20 protein-coding genes are annotated in these 16886 nt (G+C 73.3%); 6 read left to right on the plus strand and 14 right to left on the minus strand.

Features of this window, described 5'->3' with window-relative positions:
• Positions 1 to 30: 30 nt before the first annotated feature.
• From I601_RS16190 to I601_RS16210, 5 genes are all read right to left on the minus strand, one after another.
• Complete coding sequence (locus I601_RS16190; RefSeq protein WP_068111965.1) at positions 31 to 1116, minus strand: alanine racemase; 1086 nt, start codon at positions 1114 to 1116, stop codon at positions 31 to 33.
• A gap of 27 nt (positions 1117 to 1143) precedes the next feature.
• Positions 1144 to 1593: a hypothetical protein gene (locus I601_RS16195; RefSeq protein ID WP_068111967.1), complete on the minus strand. Its 450-nt coding sequence runs from the start codon at positions 1591 to 1593 to the stop codon at positions 1144 to 1146.
• On the minus strand, positions 1590 to 1811 hold the full coding sequence (locus I601_RS16200) for a hypothetical protein (RefSeq protein WP_068111970.1): 222 nt from the start codon (positions 1809 to 1811) through the stop codon (positions 1590 to 1592). Before I601_RS16200 ends, I601_RS16195 begins: the two co-directional genes overlap by 4 nt.
• Before the next feature lie 68 nt (positions 1812 to 1879).
• Positions 1880 to 2917, minus strand: coding sequence for a glycoside hydrolase family 26 protein (locus I601_RS16205; RefSeq protein ID WP_084527710.1), 1038 nt, complete (start codon positions 2915 to 2917; stop codon positions 1880 to 1882).
• A 150-nt stretch (positions 2918 to 3067) separates the two neighbouring features.
• Positions 3068 to 3790: an SGNH/GDSL hydrolase family protein gene (locus I601_RS16210; RefSeq protein WP_068111973.1), complete on the minus strand. Its 723-nt coding sequence runs from the start codon at positions 3788 to 3790 to the stop codon at positions 3068 to 3070.
• A gap of 36 nt (positions 3791 to 3826) precedes the next feature.
• Between I601_RS16210 and I601_RS16215 the strand changes: the two genes are divergently transcribed.
• From I601_RS16215 to I601_RS16225, 3 genes are all read left to right on the plus strand, one after another.
• Positions 3827 to 4483 carry a histidine phosphatase family protein gene (locus I601_RS16215; protein WP_068111978.1) on the plus strand — a complete coding sequence of 219 codons (657 nt, stop codon included), beginning with the start codon at positions 3827 to 3829 and terminating at the stop codon, positions 4481 to 4483.
• Between the two features lie 47 nt (positions 4484 to 4530).
• Positions 4531 to 5145, plus strand: a complete 615-nt coding sequence (locus tag I601_RS16220) for a YdeI/OmpD-associated family protein (RefSeq protein WP_068111981.1) — start codon at positions 4531 to 4533, stop codon at positions 5143 to 5145.
• Between the two features lie 71 nt (positions 5146 to 5216).
• Complete coding sequence (locus I601_RS16225; protein WP_068115097.1) at positions 5217 to 5609, plus strand: VOC family protein; 393 nt, start codon at positions 5217 to 5219, stop codon at positions 5607 to 5609.
• On the opposite strand, the gene I601_RS16230 is transcribed toward I601_RS16225, so the two are convergent.
• Together I601_RS16230 and I601_RS16235 are read right to left on the minus strand one after the other, a co-directional pair.
• Entirely contained in the window at positions 5596 to 6051 is a 456-nt protein-coding gene (locus I601_RS16230) for a DUF309 domain-containing protein (RefSeq protein ID WP_068111984.1), read from the minus strand. The genes I601_RS16225 and I601_RS16230 overlap by 14 nt on opposite strands.
• Before the next feature lie 152 nt (positions 6052 to 6203).
• Positions 6204 to 6971, minus strand: a complete 768-nt coding sequence (locus tag I601_RS16235) for a 2-phosphosulfolactate phosphatase (protein ID WP_068111988.1) — start codon at positions 6969 to 6971, stop codon at positions 6204 to 6206.
• Between the two features lie 122 nt (positions 6972 to 7093).
• Between I601_RS16235 and I601_RS16240 the strand changes: the two genes are divergently transcribed.
• On the plus strand, positions 7094 to 8344 hold the full coding sequence (locus tag I601_RS16240) for an HNH endonuclease signature motif containing protein (protein WP_068111990.1): 1251 nt from the start codon (positions 7094 to 7096) through the stop codon (positions 8342 to 8344).
• Between the two features lie 21 nt (positions 8345 to 8365).
• Positions 8366 to 8824 (plus strand): NUDIX domain-containing protein, encoded by a 459-nt coding sequence (locus tag I601_RS16245; protein ID WP_218917685.1) that lies wholly within the window; start codon positions 8366 to 8368, stop codon positions 8822 to 8824.
• On the opposite strand, the gene I601_RS16250 is transcribed toward I601_RS16245, so the two are convergent.
• From I601_RS16250 to I601_RS16270, 5 genes are all read right to left on the minus strand, one after another.
• The gene (locus I601_RS16250; protein ID WP_157520225.1) at positions 8804 to 9175 is read right to left on the minus strand and encodes a hypothetical protein; all 372 of its coding nucleotides are present in this window, start codon (positions 9173 to 9175) and stop codon (positions 8804 to 8806) included. The two genes, I601_RS16245 and I601_RS16250, sit on opposite strands and share 21 nt — an antisense overlap.
• An 8-nt stretch (positions 9176 to 9183) precedes the next feature.
• On the minus strand, positions 9184 to 9933 hold the full coding sequence (locus I601_RS16255) for a tyrosine-protein phosphatase (protein WP_068111997.1): 750 nt from the start codon (positions 9931 to 9933) through the stop codon (positions 9184 to 9186).
• Positions 9930 to 10547 carry a GrpB family protein gene (locus I601_RS16260; protein WP_068112002.1) on the minus strand — a complete coding sequence of 206 codons (618 nt, stop codon included), beginning with the start codon at positions 10545 to 10547 and terminating at the stop codon, positions 9930 to 9932. Before I601_RS16260 ends, I601_RS16255 begins: the two co-directional genes overlap by 4 nt.
• A gap of 390 nt (positions 10548 to 10937) precedes the next feature.
• Positions 10938 to 11732 (minus strand): alpha/beta fold hydrolase, encoded by a 795-nt coding sequence (locus I601_RS16265; protein ID WP_068112006.1) that lies wholly within the window; start codon positions 11730 to 11732, stop codon positions 10938 to 10940.
• A 62-nt stretch (positions 11733 to 11794) separates the two neighbouring features.
• Entirely contained in the window at positions 11795 to 12685 is an 891-nt protein-coding gene (locus tag I601_RS16270) for a LysR substrate-binding domain-containing protein (RefSeq protein ID WP_084527715.1), read from the minus strand.
• Between the two features lie 94 nt (positions 12686 to 12779).
• Here I601_RS16270 and I601_RS16275 point away from each other — a divergent pair, with 94 nt between their 5' ends.
• A complete protein-coding gene (locus I601_RS16275) occupies positions 12780 to 13790 on the plus strand; it encodes a YeiH family protein (RefSeq protein WP_068112012.1) in 1011 nt (336 codons plus the stop codon).
• Between the two features lie 355 nt (positions 13791 to 14145).
• Here the strand turns inward: I601_RS16275 and I601_RS16280 are convergent, their stop codons facing one another.
• Both I601_RS16280 and I601_RS16285 read right to left on the minus strand, forming a co-directional pair.
• Positions 14146 to 15795, minus strand: a complete 1650-nt coding sequence (locus I601_RS16280) for a DUF7800 domain-containing protein (RefSeq protein ID WP_068112015.1) — start codon at positions 15793 to 15795, stop codon at positions 14146 to 14148.
• Positions 15792 to 16823, minus strand: coding sequence for a zinc-dependent alcohol dehydrogenase family protein (locus I601_RS16285; protein ID WP_068112017.1), 1032 nt, complete (start codon positions 16821 to 16823; stop codon positions 15792 to 15794). The genes I601_RS16280 and I601_RS16285 overlap by 4 nt, the downstream gene beginning before the upstream one ends.
• Between the last annotated feature and the right edge of the window lie 63 nt (positions 16824 to 16886).

Consider the following 16886-nt stretch of genomic DNA (forward strand, 5'->3'; position numbering starts at 1 on the left):
GGCCCGCGTGCGGTCCGGGGCCTGCGGTCCTCAGGTGTTCAGGCCCCGCGCGGTGACCGGCCACGGACGCAGTCCGCCGGCCTCCTCGACCCACAGCACGTCGGCCAGGTTGACCGCGGCGCACACGTGGTTGGGCACGACGTCGACCTGGGTGCCCAGCCGGGGCAGCCGTCGTCCGGCCGGCTCCACCACGGCGTGGTGCTCCGAGAGCGAGACGATGCGCGCCTTCGGGTGGTGCAGCAGCCGCCCGAACCCGCTCGCGTACGCCGCCCGGTCGGCGCCGAGCACCTTGCTCCCGGTGTCGAGGACCAGGCGGCCGCCGGCGTGGCTGATCACGGTGGCCCTCGCGGTCAGGGCGATGTCGGCGGGGGCGCAGCTGCCGAGCTCCCACTGCTGGGCGTCGCCGAAGACGTAGACCCCCGGGCGCATCTCGATCTCGGTGCTGTCGCCCTCGTCGCGGTAGGCGCGGGTGTGGGAGAGGCTGTCGGTCAGGGTGGGGGTGGACCCCCCTGAGACCACGTGCACCGGGAGCCCGGTCGCCTCGACGGCGGCCTGGGCGGTGCGCAGCGCGTGGGCCTCGGCCGCAGCGACCGCCGCCCCGGCTCCGGGCGCGTAGCCGTGGCCGGGGAAGGTGAAGATGCCGCGCACGTGCAGACCCGCGCGCCGGGCGGCCTGGGCGACCAGGCCGGCCTGCTCGGGCGCGACGCCGGTGCGGTGGTGTCCCGAGTCGATCTCCACCAGCACCTCGATCCCCGTGCCGCCGAGGTGCCGGCCGGTGTTGGCGGCGCCGGCGACGGAGTCGACGCCGATCGCCACTCGGGCGACCTCCGCGAGGTCGCGCAGCCGTGAGGCCCGCGTGTCGTCCACCCAGACGGGGTAGGCCAGGAAGACGTCGGTGCAGCCCAGCCGCACGAAGGCCTCGGCCTCGCCGACGGTCGCCACGGTGATCCCGCGCGCGCCGGAGACGAGCTGGAGGCGGGCGATCTCGATGCTCTTGTGCGTCTTGACGTGCGGTCGCAGCGACACCCGTGCCAGCGCGGCGTGCTCGGCGACGCGGCGTACGTTGGCGCGCAACCGGCCCAGGTCCACGCGCAGGTGCGGGGTCGGCACGGCCATGGCTCGAAGCCTAGGTCGCCCCGCTGCTCAGGCCTCGCCGGGGGTGACGCCGGGACGGGCGGTGTGGTCGGGGAGGCCGTGGGTGCGTCGGTCCTCCTTCATCTCCGCCTCGTAGAGGTGCCGCTTGCCCTCGACGAGCGCGTCGCGGGCGTGCTTCTCGAGCCGCTTGAAGTCGGCGTAGTAGCCGTCGTCGTACTCCTCCATGACCTGGAAGGTCCACCGCCCGTCGAGCACGTTGCGCCCGACGAGCTCGCGCTCGAGCACGTCGGCGAGGTCGCCGTGCCCGGCGTCGCGCAGCTGCGCCACGCCCTCGCCGAGGGTGAGGTCAGCGGTGCCGGACAGCCGGTGGAACGTGTAGAGGTGGCCCCGGGCGATCTCGATGGCCTCGAGGGCCTCCGAGACCTTGCCCAGCGCCTCGACGGTGGCGTCGCTGACCCCGTCGGGGCGCTGGTGCGCCACGTCGGGGCGGTCGCTCACCCGAGGACCTGGGCGGCGTCGACGGAGCCGCCCTTCTCGATCGCGTCGGTCAGGGACCTGACCTGGTCGTCGCCCAGCTCCACGCCGACCTCGGTGAGACCCTCGCGCAGGTTGGCCTCGACGGTGCCCTCGGGCGCGCTCTCCTGGTAGCTGTTGACGCGATCGACGACGCCCTGGACCGCGGTGATCTGCTCGTCAGTGAAGGTTGAGTCGCTCATGGCGGCGAACCTACGTCGCTGCAGCGCTGGGACAACCCACCCGCAGGGGGGCCTGCGAGGACCGGCGCTCAGCGGAAGCGCGCGTACCCGTCCCGGAAGGCCTCGAGAGAGGCCTGGCTGCTCCAGATCCGCCAGTCCGTCTCCTTCTGCAGGTGGAACCAGGTCAGGCCGCGCACCTCGGGCACGCTGTCGAGCCAGCTCCACAGGTCGCGGATCCACGCGGCCTTGTCGCCGCCGTCCTCGGCGCTGCCGATCTCGCCGATGAAGAAGGGGCGGGTGCTGAGCGCCCGCACCTGCGCCAGACCCGGGCCGAAGACCTCGGCGGCGCTCTGCCAGCGCGACCAGGGCTGCGAGGTGCCCCAGTTGTAGCCGTCGAGACCGACCCGGTCGACGACGTCGTCGCCGGGGTAGAGGGCGGCCAGCGGTGCGGATCCCTCGAACGGCACGTTGGCCGACCAGGACCACTGCACGTTGGTGGCGCGCTGGGCCCGGAACACCGACACGACCCGGCGCCAGGCCGCGACGTAGTCACCGGCGCGGTTGCCGTTGACGCCCTGGGCCCAGGGGTACCAGGTGCCGTTCATCTCGTGGGCGAACCGGATGACCAGCGGACCGCCGTACGACCGCACCTGCCGGGCCCAGCGCTTGAGGTAGGCGTCGTGCGCGCCGGCGGCGATCCGGTCCAGGGAGTAGTCCGGCTGCTCCGTCCCGGCAGCGGGGTCCCAGGGCTCCCAGGTCAGCTCGGGCACGGCGCCCGCGGCCGCGATGCGGCTGGCGTCCGCCGCTGGGAAGTCCCGCACCGTCGCCCAGGCCGCGTAGAAGGTGATCTGCTCGGGTCGACGGCCCAGGGCGCCGGCGAGGTCCTCGTACTCGCCCAGGTCGCTCGGGGCCCCGGGCACGGCCACGCCGAGCAGTCGTTCGCCGACGCTGGGCGGGGGGCTCGGCGCGGACGGTGCTTTGCCCGGGCGGGCCGCCTCTGCGGCGGGGGTCAGCAGCAGGACGCCCAGCGCAGCCACCGCCACGGCCACGACCACCCCGGTGGCCCGGCTCGCGCGGGGGCGCAGGCCGGTGGACGGGGCTCGGGTGGAGCGGCACGTCTCGGTCATCGTGGTTCCTCGAGGATGGCTCGGCACCGACGCCGCGGCCGGTCCCCGGCGAGGGGCCGGAGGTGCCACTCTCCGCGCCTCGCGGGGATCGTGCAGCGATCCAGCCGGATCGAGGGGAATCTTTGCCGGCAGCCCCTCGCCGCCCGATCGTCACGGGTCCGGGAGGAGCGCCCCTCGCACGACCGGCTCGAAGGCGTCGGTGATGGCGGCGTAGCCGGCCTCGTTGGGGTGGAAGAAGTCCGCGGCCAGCCGCCCGCGCCAGGAGTCGGGCCCGTCGGTGCGCAGGTCCACCAGGCGCAGGTGGCCGGTGCGGGCGGCCTCGTCGAGCACCGCGTTGGCCGACCGCGCGGCGCGGCGGGGCTGGGGGAGCGTGGTCACGATGCTGCCGCGAGGCAGGCGCCGCACCAGGTCGGCCATGGCGTGCGGCAGGTGGTCACGGTGCCGGGCGCGCCCGAAGAGGTCGTTGGAGCCGACCATCACCGTGACCAGGTCGGCGACGGTGGAGTCGGCCGGGGGCAGGGCGGCCAGGGCCGGGAGCTGCTGCTCGATCACGTCGGGCACCCGGGCGCCGGTCGCGGAGAGGTTGACCACGCGCAGGTCCGCGCCCAACGGACCGAGGCGGCCCAGCAGCTGGTCGACCCAGCCGCGCTCCGGACCGGTCGCACCGATCGCCTGCGACATGGAGTCGCCCAGCACGACCCACCGGCGCCCCGCCTCGACGGCCGCCCGGTGGGTCCGCTCGTGCCAGGCGTCGGCGTACGGCTCGGACTGGCTGCGGACCCGCGCGATCCCGGGCAGCACCAGCCCGAGTGCACGCAGGGTGCGCCCGGGAGCCCGGCCGGTGCGGTTGGTGTAGGCGGAGGACGGGCTCATGTCACGATTCAAGCCCACCACCCCTGGGAGGCCGCCGTGCGCACGCTCCACCTCGTCACCCATCCCGAGGCCACGCACGTCGTCGACGGGCTGGTGGGGGGTTGGTACGACGCCGACCTCACCGAGCGCGGTCGGGTGCAGGCCGAGGCGGTGGCGGGAGAGCTCGCGACCCGGCTGCGGCCCGCGCTCGAGGCAGGGGAGCGGGTGGCGGTCGCCTCCTCCGACCTGCTGCGGTGCCGGCGCACCGCCGAGCTGGTGGCCGCGGGCCTCGGCCGGGCCAGTGGCCGGAGCATCCCGGTGGAGCTCGACGAAGGCCTGCGCGAGCAGTCGTACGGCGCCGCCGAGGGTCGTCCGGTCGGCACCTTCACGCAGCAGCCGCCGCGCGCCGGCATCGACCCGCTGCGCCACCGCGACGGGGTGCCCGGCTCGGAGACCCGCCTGGAGGTGGCCACCCGGGTGCACGCCGTGGTCCACCGGCTGTGCGCCGGGCCCGCCGAGCACCTCGTGGTGGTCACGCACGGGGGAGCGGCGACGTACGTCGTGACGGCCTGGATCGGGATGCCGCTGGACTCGGTCGGCTCCGTGCGCTTCGTGGCGCCCCCGGGCAGCATCAGCACGCTGCGCGAGGACGCTACGACCGGCGACCGTCGGGTCGAGGTGCTCGGCGACCGGCGGCACCTCGAGGTGTGCTGAGCCTCGGCGCTGTCGGACCCCGTCTCCCGCACGTAGCCTCGTGACGCATGACGCCGGTGCCTCGTTCGTCGTCGGACCACCCCGCGACCGGGAAGTTCGACTACCCGATCTACCACGCCGAGACCCGCGCGCAGTGGCGCGCCTGGCTGGAGGCGCACCACGACAGGGCGCCGGGGGTCTGGCTGTGCTCGTGGCGGAACAGCACCGGCAGGGCGGCCTGTCCCTACCCCGAGGTGGTCGAGGAGGCGATCTGCTTCGGCTGGATCGACTCGACCGCCGGCCGCCTCGACGACGACAGGGGCCTGCAGCTCCTCACTCCGCGCCGCCCGAGGAGCACGTGGACCCGGCTCAACCGGCGACGGGCGGCCGAGATGGAGTCGGCAGGTCTGATGACCGGTGCCGGGCGTCGGGCCGTCGACGCGGCGAGGGCCAACGGCTGGTGGACGATCCTCGATCCGGTCGAGGACCTCGTCGAGCCCGGCGAGCTCGCGGCGGCGCTCGACGACGACCCGCCGGCCCGGTTGGCCTGGGACTCGTTCCCGCCCAGCGCCCGCAAGGCCATGCTGTGGTGGGTGGTCAGCGCGGTGAAGCAGGAGACGAGGGAGAGCCGGATCGCGACGATCGTGGTGAAGGCAGCCCGGGGCGAACGCGCCCAGGGCTGAGCGCGGCGCTGGGGTGGTCGACGAGGTCACCTGGCTCGCCGACGGGGGAGCGGCGTCCTAGGGTGCTGGTCATGGTCTCGCGTGTCGCCAACATCTGCGTCGACTCCCACGACCCCGTCGCGCAGGCACGCTGGTGGGAACAGGTCCTCGACGACTTCCACGTCGTGCCGGACGGCGCGTGGAACGACAACGAAGCGGAGCTGCGCGGTCCGGGAGGTCGTTGGCTGGAGTTCCTCCGGGTGCCGGAGGCCAAGGTGGTGAAGAACCGCATGCACCTGTGCCTGCGCCCGGTGGGCACGACCTGTGACGCCGAGGTCGAGCGGATCGTCGGCCTGGGCGCCAGCGTCGTGGACGACCGCCGCGGACTCGAGGACGGCGGCTGGGTGGTGCTGGGGGACCCGGAGGGCAACGAGTTCTGCGTGCTGTCCACCAGTGCCGAGGACGCCGGCATCAGCCAGGCGTGACCTGCTCCGGTTCGGCGGTCTCGACGCAGCGGCGTGCCTCAGCGAGCACCTCGTCGAGGTCGAGGCCGTACGTCGGACCGTCGGTGCCGGCGTACCCGGACAGGTGGGTGCTCGCACGGTCGAGCAGGCGCTGCGCGCCAGTCGGGTTGCCACGACGCGCGTGGGTGACTCCGACGCACAGCTGGGCCAGGCCCTGCCACAACGGCCGTTCGTGCTCGGGACAGTCCTTCCAGCGGGCCTCGAGCACCTCGTGAGCCGAGAACGGGCGACCCTCGTCGAGCAGCGCACGCGCAGTCGTCAGCGTCTCCAGCGGCGGCAACGGTTCCTCGGAGACCGGCTCGACGCCCACGGCGTCGTACGGCAGCGGCCGACCCAAGGCATCGCGTGGCCTGGCCTGCCGGGCGCGGCCGTCGTCGTCGCGGTCGCGATCGGTTCTCGTCATCCAGCGACCCTACGCGCGGTGCAGTGGTCGGCCTGGGGGACACGAGGAGGCCAACAGCGTGACATCCGTGTAGTTCCCTGACCCTCTGCTCCACGCGAGTTGACATAATGTCAGTTATCGGCGAACGGTGACGGTGGTCGGAAGTGGCGCCGTCAGTCGTCCTGGAGGAAGGCGTCGCCGACGAGTACGGGCACGACGCGGGAGGCATCGAGGTCGGCTGCCACGGTGACGTCGTCGGCGAACCCCTTGGATGCCAGCTCGCGCCCGCCGACACAGGCGCGCAGCGTCGCTGCGAGCTGACCGACCGTCGACGTCCACAGCGCGACGGCTGCCCGTGCCTCAGGGCTCATCTCGTCGTCGTGCCCGAGCTCGGTGAGGACGCTGAGCACTGCGCCGGCGCCCAGGTGGTCCTCCAGGGCAGGTCGCAGTGAGTCGTCCTGGTGCCATCTCTCCCCTGCGGCGACCACCGCGACCGAGCGACCTGCATCGAGCTCCCGAGCCAGACGTCGGCCCACTGCGCTCGCGTTGCGCAGGCAGCCGATCAGCACCTGGGTCCCGGTGCCCTGGAGCACAGCCGAGATGGTGGAACCGTTCGGCGAGGGCAGCACCAGTCGCGGCACCGGCTCGCAGGTCAGCAGCCCGGCGGGCGACAGGGACGGCGCCGACACCCCGCCGCCGCGTGCGGCCTCGAGGCGACCGACCGCGAGCGTGGCGTCCTGCTGCTCGGCGTACGCCGCGGCGCGGGCGTCCTTCCAGGCGAACGGCAGCACGTGCATCCCGCGTTCGACGGCGATCACCACCGACGTCGAGAAGCTCAGCACGTCGACGACGACGCTCACGTCGGCGGACGCGGTGGCAGCGCCCACGGGACCCCAGTCGAGACGGACGGCCTGGTCGCGCTGACCGAGGATGTCGTCCACGACCGCACCCTAACCGTGACTCCCCCGGGCCGATCGGCGGCTGCGGAATCTTCTCGAAAAAGTTTTCGACGAAGGCCCTCTGAGCAGCCTGGACTGTCGGTGCTGCCTGCTTGGATGAGGTCATGAGCACGACGACCCGGCACCCCCTCGCCGAGGCCGTCGCGCGTGTGCACTCGGCCCTCGACCAGGTGGCCGAGACACCCACCTGGTCGCTGAGCCAGTCGGGCACAGCCGACCTGCTGACCGACCTCGCGCGGGCGCAGTCGCGGTTCGCCGAGCTGCAGGCGCGCGTGCTCGCGCACGCCGACACGGTCGCTGTCCAGGAGCGCTCGGCGGCCCCGTCGGTCGCGATCTGGTTGGCCAACGCCACGACCGTGACCAAGCGTGACGCCGTGCGTCAGACCCGCTTCGCCGACGCCCTGAGCCGGTACGACCTGCTGCGGGGAGCCCTGGGTGCCGGCGACCTCAACCTCGAGCAGGCCCAGGTCGTGGCGCGGGCGCTCGACGAGCTGCCCGACGACCTCGACGCCGGGATCCTGGCTCAGGCCGAAGCGGCCCTGGTCGGCCTCGCCCGCGTCCACGACGCCAAGGCGCTGCGCGTGCTGGGCCGCCGCATCCTCGACGTCGTCGCCCCCGAGATCGGCGAGGCCTGGGAGGCGGAGAAGCTGGCCGAGGAGGAGCGCGAGGCCGAGCGCACCGCGTCCTTCCGGATGCGCGACCAGGGCGACGGCCGCACCCGCGGCAGCTTCACGATCCCGACCCTCGCGGCGGAAATGCTGCAGAAGGTGCTGATCGCCTACGCCTCCCCGCGCCGTGACGACCGGGCCGGGACCGGTGCCCGAGACACCGAGCCGGTGCGCAGGCCCTCCCGGTCGCGGTGGGGCCGGGCGTTCGTCGAGCTCGTCGAGCGTCTCGACCCGCGCGACCTGCCCCGCAGCGGCGGCGTCAACGCCGCGGTGGTCGTCACCATGACCACCGCGACCCTCAGCGGCGCGCTCGCCGCCGCGACCCTTGACACCGGTTCCCGCATCTCCGCCGGCACGGCCCGTCGTCTGGCCTGCCAGGCAGGGGTGCTGCCGGCGGTGCTGGGCGGCGACAGCGAGATCCTCGACCTGGGCCGCACGCGACGGTTCTTCTCCGGTCCCCAGCGCATCGCCATGACCGTGCGTGACGGCGGCTGCACCGCGCTCGGGTGCGACGCACCCGCCGGCATGTGCGACGCCCACCACGAGGACATGTGGTCCCACGACGGCACGACAGATCTCGGCCGGGGTCGGTTGCTCTGCGGCCACCACCACCGTCGCGCCCACGACCCCGCCTACGAGACCAGGGTCGTCGAGCGCAACCAGGTCGTGTTCCACCGTCGGACCTAGACCGACCTCTACCGTCACCACATGCCCCTCGACCGTTCCTTCATCCGGGTCAAGACGATGCTGCTCGCCCCCGACATCGATGGCACGGCGCACGCCGTCAGCCTGAACCAGCCCACCATCGAGAATCCCCTGGGCTACCACCGCCTGGTCGGTGGCAGCGTCGAGCTCGGCGAGACGCACAGGCATGCCATCCGTCGCGAGGTGCGCGAGGAGCTAGGAGCCGACGTCCACGACCTGGAGCTGCTCGAGGTCGTGGAGAACATCTTCCTCATCGACGGCGTGGTCGGGCACGAGGTCGTCTTCGTGCACACCGGACGGCTCGATCCCCTGCCGGCCACGACCGGCGCCACACTGACGGAGAGCGACGGCAGCGTCGTCCCGGTGGTGTGGCGGTCACTGGACGACGAGACCGAACCACTGCCCCTCTATCCCGACGTCGCGGGCGGGTGGGGCGCCCGCCTACGCCGTCGCCTGCACTGACCGGCCCGTTCGGTGCCACGCCATCAGCTGGCGCACTGCCAGCGCGCCTGCCTGCCACGCCAGGTAGGACGGCGTGGCGACCGCCACGGCGACACCGACCTCGAGCAGCCACGGCGTGCCGCCCTCGACACCGGCGAAGATCCACGCCCACAGCGCGACCGCGGCAACCCAGGGGGCGATCCAGACGACCGCTTCGAGGCGCCGGATGAGTCCGTCGCGCGCGTACGCCGCCGCCAGGAACGCGCTCGCCGACATCACGTAGATCGACGCCAGGGCTGCCAGCGGCCACGTGAGCACGGCGAGGGCGGCGAGGAAGACGGCGCCGGACGCGAGGTTGCTCGTGAGGGTCACGCGATCCATCACCCGTCGCTCCCCCGCAGCCGCTCAGCCAGCCGCTGTCGTGCGTCGGGCCCGACGCCCGCCGTGCCCAGGTAGCCGACCACGTCGAAGGTGGCGTACCAGTCGCGTAGCACCGGGCGCCGGTCGGCGAGGGCCCGGTCGAGCTCGTCTGCCTCCCAGGTCTGGTCGGGAGCCTCGGGTGTCCACCGGCCGCTGCTCGTGTCGTAGGCCAGGGTGTGGCCGCGGTGCTCGGCTGCGCCGCGGAACCCACGTTCGTAGTTGGCGACGACGCCCTCGACGCCCACCCCGGCCAGCACCAGCAGCAGCGAGCCGACCATGCCGGTGCGGTCGCGCCCGCCGGCGCAGTGCAGCAGCACGCCCCCGTCGGCCTCGGCGACCGCGATCACGGCCCGGCCGATCTTGTCGGGGTAGCGCTCCAGGTTGGGGGTCCACGACCTCGGGTGGTCGAGCCACGGCCCGCACTCGGTCAGGAACTCCTCGTCGTAGGGATCCTCGGTCGGCGCGTGCACCACCTCGACGCCCTCGGGCGTCACGGCCTGCTCCCGCTCGACCGCGTTGCGCAGGTCGACGACTCGGCGCAGGCCCGCGGCCCGCGCCTGCGCCCAGCCCTGGTCGGTGATCTCGTCGGGCGCACCCGAGGCCCACACCACGCCGTACGCCGTGTGCCCACCGTCGCGCAGCGGCAGGCCGCCGAGGTCGGCCAGGTTGCGCGCACCCTGCCAGCCCGGCGCCCTCGGGGTCGTGCTCACGACGACCCGTCCAGCAGCCCGGCGGCTGTGAACGCCCGGCGGCAGATCTCCCGGACCACCTGCTCCTTGCGGGCGTTGTACTGCATCGAGTGCTCCCCCGCCGAAGTAGACGCCGCGGCCGCCGCACGCTTGGCGCGGGCGTACAGGTCGCGCTCGCCGGGGTTGCCGCGCAACCAGTCGCGGAAGATCCGGTGCTTGATGGGCTCCGGCGCGTCGGGCCCGAACACGTGCAGCCCGCAGGCCGGATCGGTGTGGCGCAGCACCCGGTGACCGAACCACCAGGGCTCTCGGACCCGCAGCTCGAAACCCGCGGCCTCCAGCGCCGGCACGTACGCCGCCTCGTCGTCGGCGTCGGCGACGACCAGGTCCATGTCGATGATCGGCTTCGCTGCCAGTCCCGGCACCGACGTCGAGCCGATGTGCTGCAGCTCCAGGACCCGCCAGCCGAGCGCGTCCCGCACCCGCGCGGCCAGCTCGGCGTACTGCAGCGGCCAGTCGGGGTCCGGATCGACCACGGTGACCACGGGCGACGGACCGGCCCCGGGGACGTAGGGCTGCTCCCCCACGGGCGTGGGAATGTCGTGGAAGGTCACGATGTTGTCACGGGACGGCACGCTGAGATCCAACCATCTGGGACCGGAAGGGTGATGGACATCATGTCCTCGCCGATTCGAGTTCTCCCAGGTCAGCGGCCACAATTGAACTCAGTGAGCACCTGGTGGCGCTCACTGGCTCTGTATCCAATTCTTACCCGAGGGGGTGCGCATGACCACCATCATGACTCTGATCCGACGCTTCGACACCGAGATCCTCGAGGCGTTCGTCCCGTGGCACCAGCGCACGTGGGAGCGCACCGGTCGCTGACCGCTCTCCCCCGGCCCTGGTGGCCAACCGACCAGAGCGCCTTCATCGGCGTTCCACCGGCGCTCGACGCTCACCGCGTCGAGCGCCGCTGTGTTTCCCGGTCCGTCCCGGCCCCGCTGCGGGCCTCGGTCCGGGATCGATCAGGTGGCGCCGAGGAAGGTCCGCAGCGCTGAGATGAACGCCTCGGGCTTCTCCGAGTGCACCCAGTGCCCGGCCCCCTTGATCGTCACCTGCACGGTGCGGGGGAAGAGCCGCTGCATCTCGGGCTCGGCGTCCTCGGTGACGTAGCCGGAGCGCTCGCCGGCCATCCAGAGCACCGGGTGGTCGAACGACTCGGTGACCTCGGGGAAGCCCCCGATCGCGGCGAGCTCGTCGCGCAGCAGGCCCAGGTTGGCCTGCCAGCTGAACCCCTCGCTGCTCGAGCGCAGGTTCTGGAGCAGGAAGCCGCGCACCCGTTCCTGGGGGATGGCCTCGCTCAGCTGCTCGTCGGCGTCGGCTCGTCGGGCCAGGCCGTCGAGCTCGAGGCCGGCCAGGCTGCCCAGCAGGTGCTCGAACTCCCCCGCGTTGTCGCTGGGCACCGGCGCGATGTCGACGACGACGAGCCGCTCGACCAGCTCGGGGTGGCGCAGGGCGAGGAGCATCGCGACCTTGCCGCCCATCGAGTGACCCACGACGTGGACCGGCCCGTCGGCTGCGAACCCCTCGGCCAGGTGCTCCGCGATCCGGTCAGCGGTCGCGGCGTACGAGAACGTGTCGGTCCAGCCCGAGCGTCCGTGGTTGGGCAGGTCGACCAGCAGGCTGTGGAACTCGGGGCGCATCGCCTTGGCGATCTGGGTGAAGTTGCGTCCCTGCCCGAACAGGCCGTGCAGGAAGACCACCCGCTCCCCCGTGTCGCCGACCTCGGTGCTGTGCAGGGACGTCGATGTCTGGCTCACGGCGCCAGGGTAGAGGGTGCGGGCGCGGTGCCGGTGGTGTCACGCTCCCCCACCTGCGCCGCTCAGCGGCGGGAGGCCTCGATCGCGATCGACAGCAGCTCGGCCGCGGACTCGGAGAGCCGCTCCTCACCGCGCCACACGCAGGTCAGGGGGCGCCACAGGTCGAGGTCGGTGGGCACGGCGACCAGCCGGCCCAGCTCGAGCTCGGCGCTGACCGACCGGCCCGAGACGACCCCCGGGCCCACGCCTGCCACCGCCGCGCCGACGAGCGCTGCGGTCGAGGTGGCCTCCATCGCGACCTGGGGCTCGCGGCGCAAGGCGCTCTCGAAGGTGCTGCGGGTCCCGCTCCCGCTCTCGCGCAGCACCCACCGTGCGGCTCCCAGCTCCGCCGACGTGAGCGGTGCACGCCGCCGGGCCCAGGGGTGCGCCGGGGCGACCACGACCACCAGCCGGTCGCGGCCGACCACCTTGCGCGCGAGGCCCACCGGGAGGTCGGCGGACTCGATGAAGCCGACGTCGGCCTGACCGCTGCGCACGGCGTCGGCGACCGTCTCGCTGTTGACGACCTTGAGCACCGGCTGGACCTCCGGTCGGCGGTCGTGCAGCTCGCCCAGCCAGCGAGGCAGCAGGTACTCCGCGACCGTCAGGCTGGCCGCGACCGTCACCCCCGCGCGACGCTGCCCGGTCAGCGCCTGCATCGAGGCGCGCATCGTGTCCGCGGCGTGCAGGACGGTGCGTGCCCAGGACACCACCGCCTCGCCGTCGGTGGTCATCCGCGACCCCCGGGCCGAGCGGTGCACCAGCGCCAGGCGCCACCGGCTCTCGAGCTCGCGCACCCGGGCGCTGGCCGCGGGCTGGGAGATCCCGCGCTCGGCCGCGGCCGCGGTGAGGCTGCCGGTCTCGGAGATCGCGACGAGCAGCCGCAGGGTCTCGAGGTCCAGGTCGGGGGTCACCCGTGGCAATATACCGCGGGCCCATCACCTGACGTTATGACCCACCAGCGACGGACGCCTACCGGCACCGCCGTCGCGCAGCCATGCTGGTGCGGTGCCTCCCACCCGGACCTCCCCCCGCCGCGTCCCAGCGGTCTCCGGGGTCATCGTCCGGGCCCTGCCGCCGCTCGTGGCCGCGCTCGTGTCCGTGGCGATCAGCTGGTGGGTGCCGCTGCTCGGTCCGCTGCTGCTCGCCCTGCTGATCGGGGCGCTCGTCGTCAACAGCCGGCTGGGCCGGCACCGGGTGCTCGAGGGGCACACCGAGGTCACCAAGATGCTGCTGCGACTCGGCGTGGTGATGCTCGGGCTGCGGCTCCCGCTCAGCGACATCGCCTCCATCGGGGTGCCCGGCGTCGTCGTGGTGGTCGCCACCGTCGCCGCCACCTACACCCTGACCCGGCTGGTCGGCTCCCGGATGGCCCTCAGCGGCGGGTTCGTGACGCTGCTCGCCGCCGGTTTCTCGATCTGCGGGGCGGCGGCCATCGCGGCCGTGAACGATGCGGTGCGGGCCAAGGAGAAGGACGTCGCGCACGCGGTCGCGCTGGTCACCATCTACGGCACGGCGATGATCGCGGTCGTGCCCTGGGCCACCACCCGGCTGGGGCTCAGCGAGGAGCAGGGCGCCATCTGGGCCGGGGCCAGCATCCACGAGGTGGCCCAGGTGGTCGCTGCGGCCTCTGTCGTGGGCACCGGTGCGATCGCCGTGGCCACCACGGTCAAGCTCGGCCGGGTCGCGCTGCTGGCGCCGACCTACCTGGCTGCCGCCCGCAGCGCCGGGGCCGGTGCCACCTCGTCGACCGGCCCGCGGGTGCCGCTGGTGCCGTGGTTCCTGGTCGGTTTCGCCCTGATGGTCGCGGTGCGCTCGAGCGACCTGCTGCCCGCCACGGTCGTGGCGGGGGCGCAGCAGCTGACCACCGTCCTGCTCGCAGCCGGCATGTTCGGGCTCGGTCTCGGCTTCCACCTGCGCGAGCTGTGGCCGATCCCCCGCCAGGCGCTGGCCCTGGCCACGCTCTCCACGCTGGTCGCGGGCGGCACCTCGCTGGCGCTGGTGGTCGTTCTGTACTGAAAGCCGGCGCCGACCCCCGCTCCACCGCGTCCGGATGGCCCGTCCGGGCCATCCCCCTCCCCCGTCCTGGGGATCTTCGAGCCGCAGGACGCGACACGCCGGGATTACGGCCCCGTACGTCGGTGCGGAGGCCTACCGTCGGAAGAGAACCGGGGGCACAGGGGTGGACCTCCGGAGTCCGGCACCAGGAGAGCACCATGTGGGACACCGCACAGGACGAACAGCCCGCCAGCGCCCGTCTCTCGCACGATCGACCGTGTCCGCGCTGCGGCCACGCGCTGCACGTCTTCCTCGCCTGCGGGGACGGCTGCACCTGTCCACCGTCGCCTCGTACGTAGTCGGACGGGGCGCGCCCTCAGACGTCGACGCGGCTCACCTGCCGCCAGCGCGGGCGTTCGTGGTCGCCGCCGACGACCTCACCGGTCGACCAGGTCAACCGCAACCCGCGGGGCGTGACCTCGAGCGAGGCCAGGAGGTTCTCGAACCACGGACCGTGCGTCATCCGCCAGTGCAGCGGGGAGGGCGGCACCCGGCGCCCCAGCACCCGCCCCACCGGCCGGGCCCGACCGTGCGACGCGATGCGGAACACGTTCTGCATCGCCGCGGGCAACGGGTTGCGGATCGGTGAGCAGACCGCCTGCAGGATCCGGCTCGAGGCAGTGGTCCCGGAGGCCGGCGCCGGGACCGCCTCGATGAGGTAGCTGTGGTGCACGTCGCCGGACAGGAAGACGATCGAGGTCGGGGCTCGACCGCGCCCGCCGGAGGCGACGTCGCGCACGAGGCCGCCCACCTGCGCGAACCCCTCCTGGAAGGCGGCCCAGTGCTCGATGTCGACCTTGCGGCGCACCCACTCCCCGACCAGGGCGCCCGGCTTGCCGAGCAGACCCCCGGTGATCGCCTCGACGGTCGCCTCCACGTGGTGCAGCCCCGGCGAGAGCAGGAACGGGACCGAGGTGCCCACCAGCAGGTGGTCCACGTCGCCGCACAGCTGGTCGTCGAGCCAGGCCATCTCCTCGTCGTCGATGATCGAGCGGCGCTCGTCCTCCAGCACCCGCGCGGCGCGCGAGTCGATGACCACCAGGCGGGCCTGGGTGTCGAAGTCCCGGGCGAAGCTCCACCGGAAGGTCGTGGGCTGCTTGTCGGCGCGCTCGACGACCTCGTCCACGAGGTCGCTGAGGTCGAGCTCGTCCGGGCCCTCGTGCGCGGCCACCCGCTGCCACAACAGGTCAGCGGCACGGCCCTCCGCGTCGAGGTTGCCCAGGTGCTGGTGCACCCAGTAGGCCGCCAGGCCACCGACGATCCGGTCGCGCCACCAGTCGGTGGCCCACATGTCCCGGCGCCAGCTGGCGCTGGTGTTCCAGTCGTCGCGGATGTCGTGGTCGTCGAAGATCATCGCGCTGGGCAGCGTCGAGAGCAGCCAGCGGTTGGCCGGCTCGCTCCACGCCAGCCGGTAGAGCTCGGCGTACTCCTCGTAGTCGCGCAGCTCCCACCAGGGCGCCTGCTCGGGGTCGCGGCGAGCGCTGATGAAGTCACGCATCGCCTGGCTGGTCTCGTCGGCGTAGACCTGGTCACCCAGGAAGAGCGCGAGGTCGGGCACGGTCTCGTGGCCGTCGGCGAGGTGCAGCCCGTAGGTGCGCAGCGCATCGACCCCGAACTGCGCATGGGTCGGCGCATCGTGCGGCACGGAGACCCGGCAGGAGCCGAAGACCATCCGCAGCGGGCGACCCGGCTCCAGCGTGCGGATGCACGAGGGCGGGTACGCCGAGCCCGGTTCAGGCCACACCACCTCGCCGTCGACCTCGACCGTGTACGGCGTCGCGGTGCCCGGGCCCAGCCCCGTCACCTCGACGAGGGCGTAGTGGTGCCCGTGCACCGCGAACGTGCGGGCCTGTGCCTCCCGGTCCCCCGCACGCACGTGCACCGTCGCCGCCGACGCGGTCTCGACCCAGATCGTGGCCGAGTCGGCGTCCACGTGACGCAGCAGCGGACCGAGGACCAGGCTCACGGCTCCAGGAGCACCTTGATCGCGCGTCGCTCGTCCATCGCCTTGTAGCCCTCGGCCACCTGGTCCATCGGCAGGGTCATGTCGAAGACCTTGCCCGGTTCGATGGTGCCGTCGAGGACGAGGCCGAGCAGGTGCGGCAGGTACTCGCGCACCGGCGCCATGCCCCCCGACAGCCCCACGTTCTTCTGGAACATGCGACGGATCGGCAGCTCGACGCCGTGCGGGACGCCGACGAAGCCGACCATCGCGCCGGGGCGGGCGACTGCGAAGGCGGTGCCCATCGCCTGGTCGGTCCCCACGCACTCGAGCACGGCGTCGGCGCCGACGCCGTCGGTGATCTCCTTGATCGCCGCGGCGCCCTCCTTGCCGCGCTCGGCGACGACGTGGGTGGCGCCGAAGGCCCGGCCGATGGCCTGGCGCGGCTCGTGGCGCGACATCAGCACGACCTTCTCCGAGCCCATCTGGGCCGCGGCGAGCACGCCGCACAACCCGACGGCGCCGTCGCCGACGACGACCGTGGTGCCGCCGGGGCGAACCTGGGCCGCGACCGCGGCGTGCCACCCGGTCGGCATCACGTCGGAGAGCGCCATCAGGTGCGGCACCAGAGCCTTGTCCGGGCCCTGCTCCCCCACGTCCGGGACGACGACGAGGGTGCCGTCGGCCTGGACCACACGGGCGAGCTCCCCCTGGCCGCTGCTGGTCATCCCGAGGTTGACGCACGCGGACTGCATGCCGGCGCGGCAGTGGGCACAGGTGTTGTCACAGTGGTCGAAGGGGACGACGACGAAGTCGCCGACGCGCACGGTGCGGACGTCGCTGCCGACGGCCTCGACGACCCCGATGCACTCGTGGCCGATGGTCGCTCCGGGGGTGATGTCGTTCTCCCCGCGGTAGGGCCACAGGTCGGATCCGCAGATGCAGGAGGAGGTCACCCGCACGATGGCGTCGGTGGGCTGCTCGAGGGTGGGGTCCGGCACATCGGCGGAGACTCGGATGTCGCGGGCGGCATGGATGGTGGTGGCTCGCATGCGCCGAGCATGGCACTGCGGACCCACCCCGCGCCTCCCCTGGCGGGTCCCCCGCGGGTTCTT

Source organism: Nocardioides dokdonensis FR1436, from assembly GCF_001653335.1.
GTDB lineage: Bacteria > Actinomycetota > Actinomycetes > Propionibacteriales > Nocardioidaceae > Nocardioides > Nocardioides dokdonensis.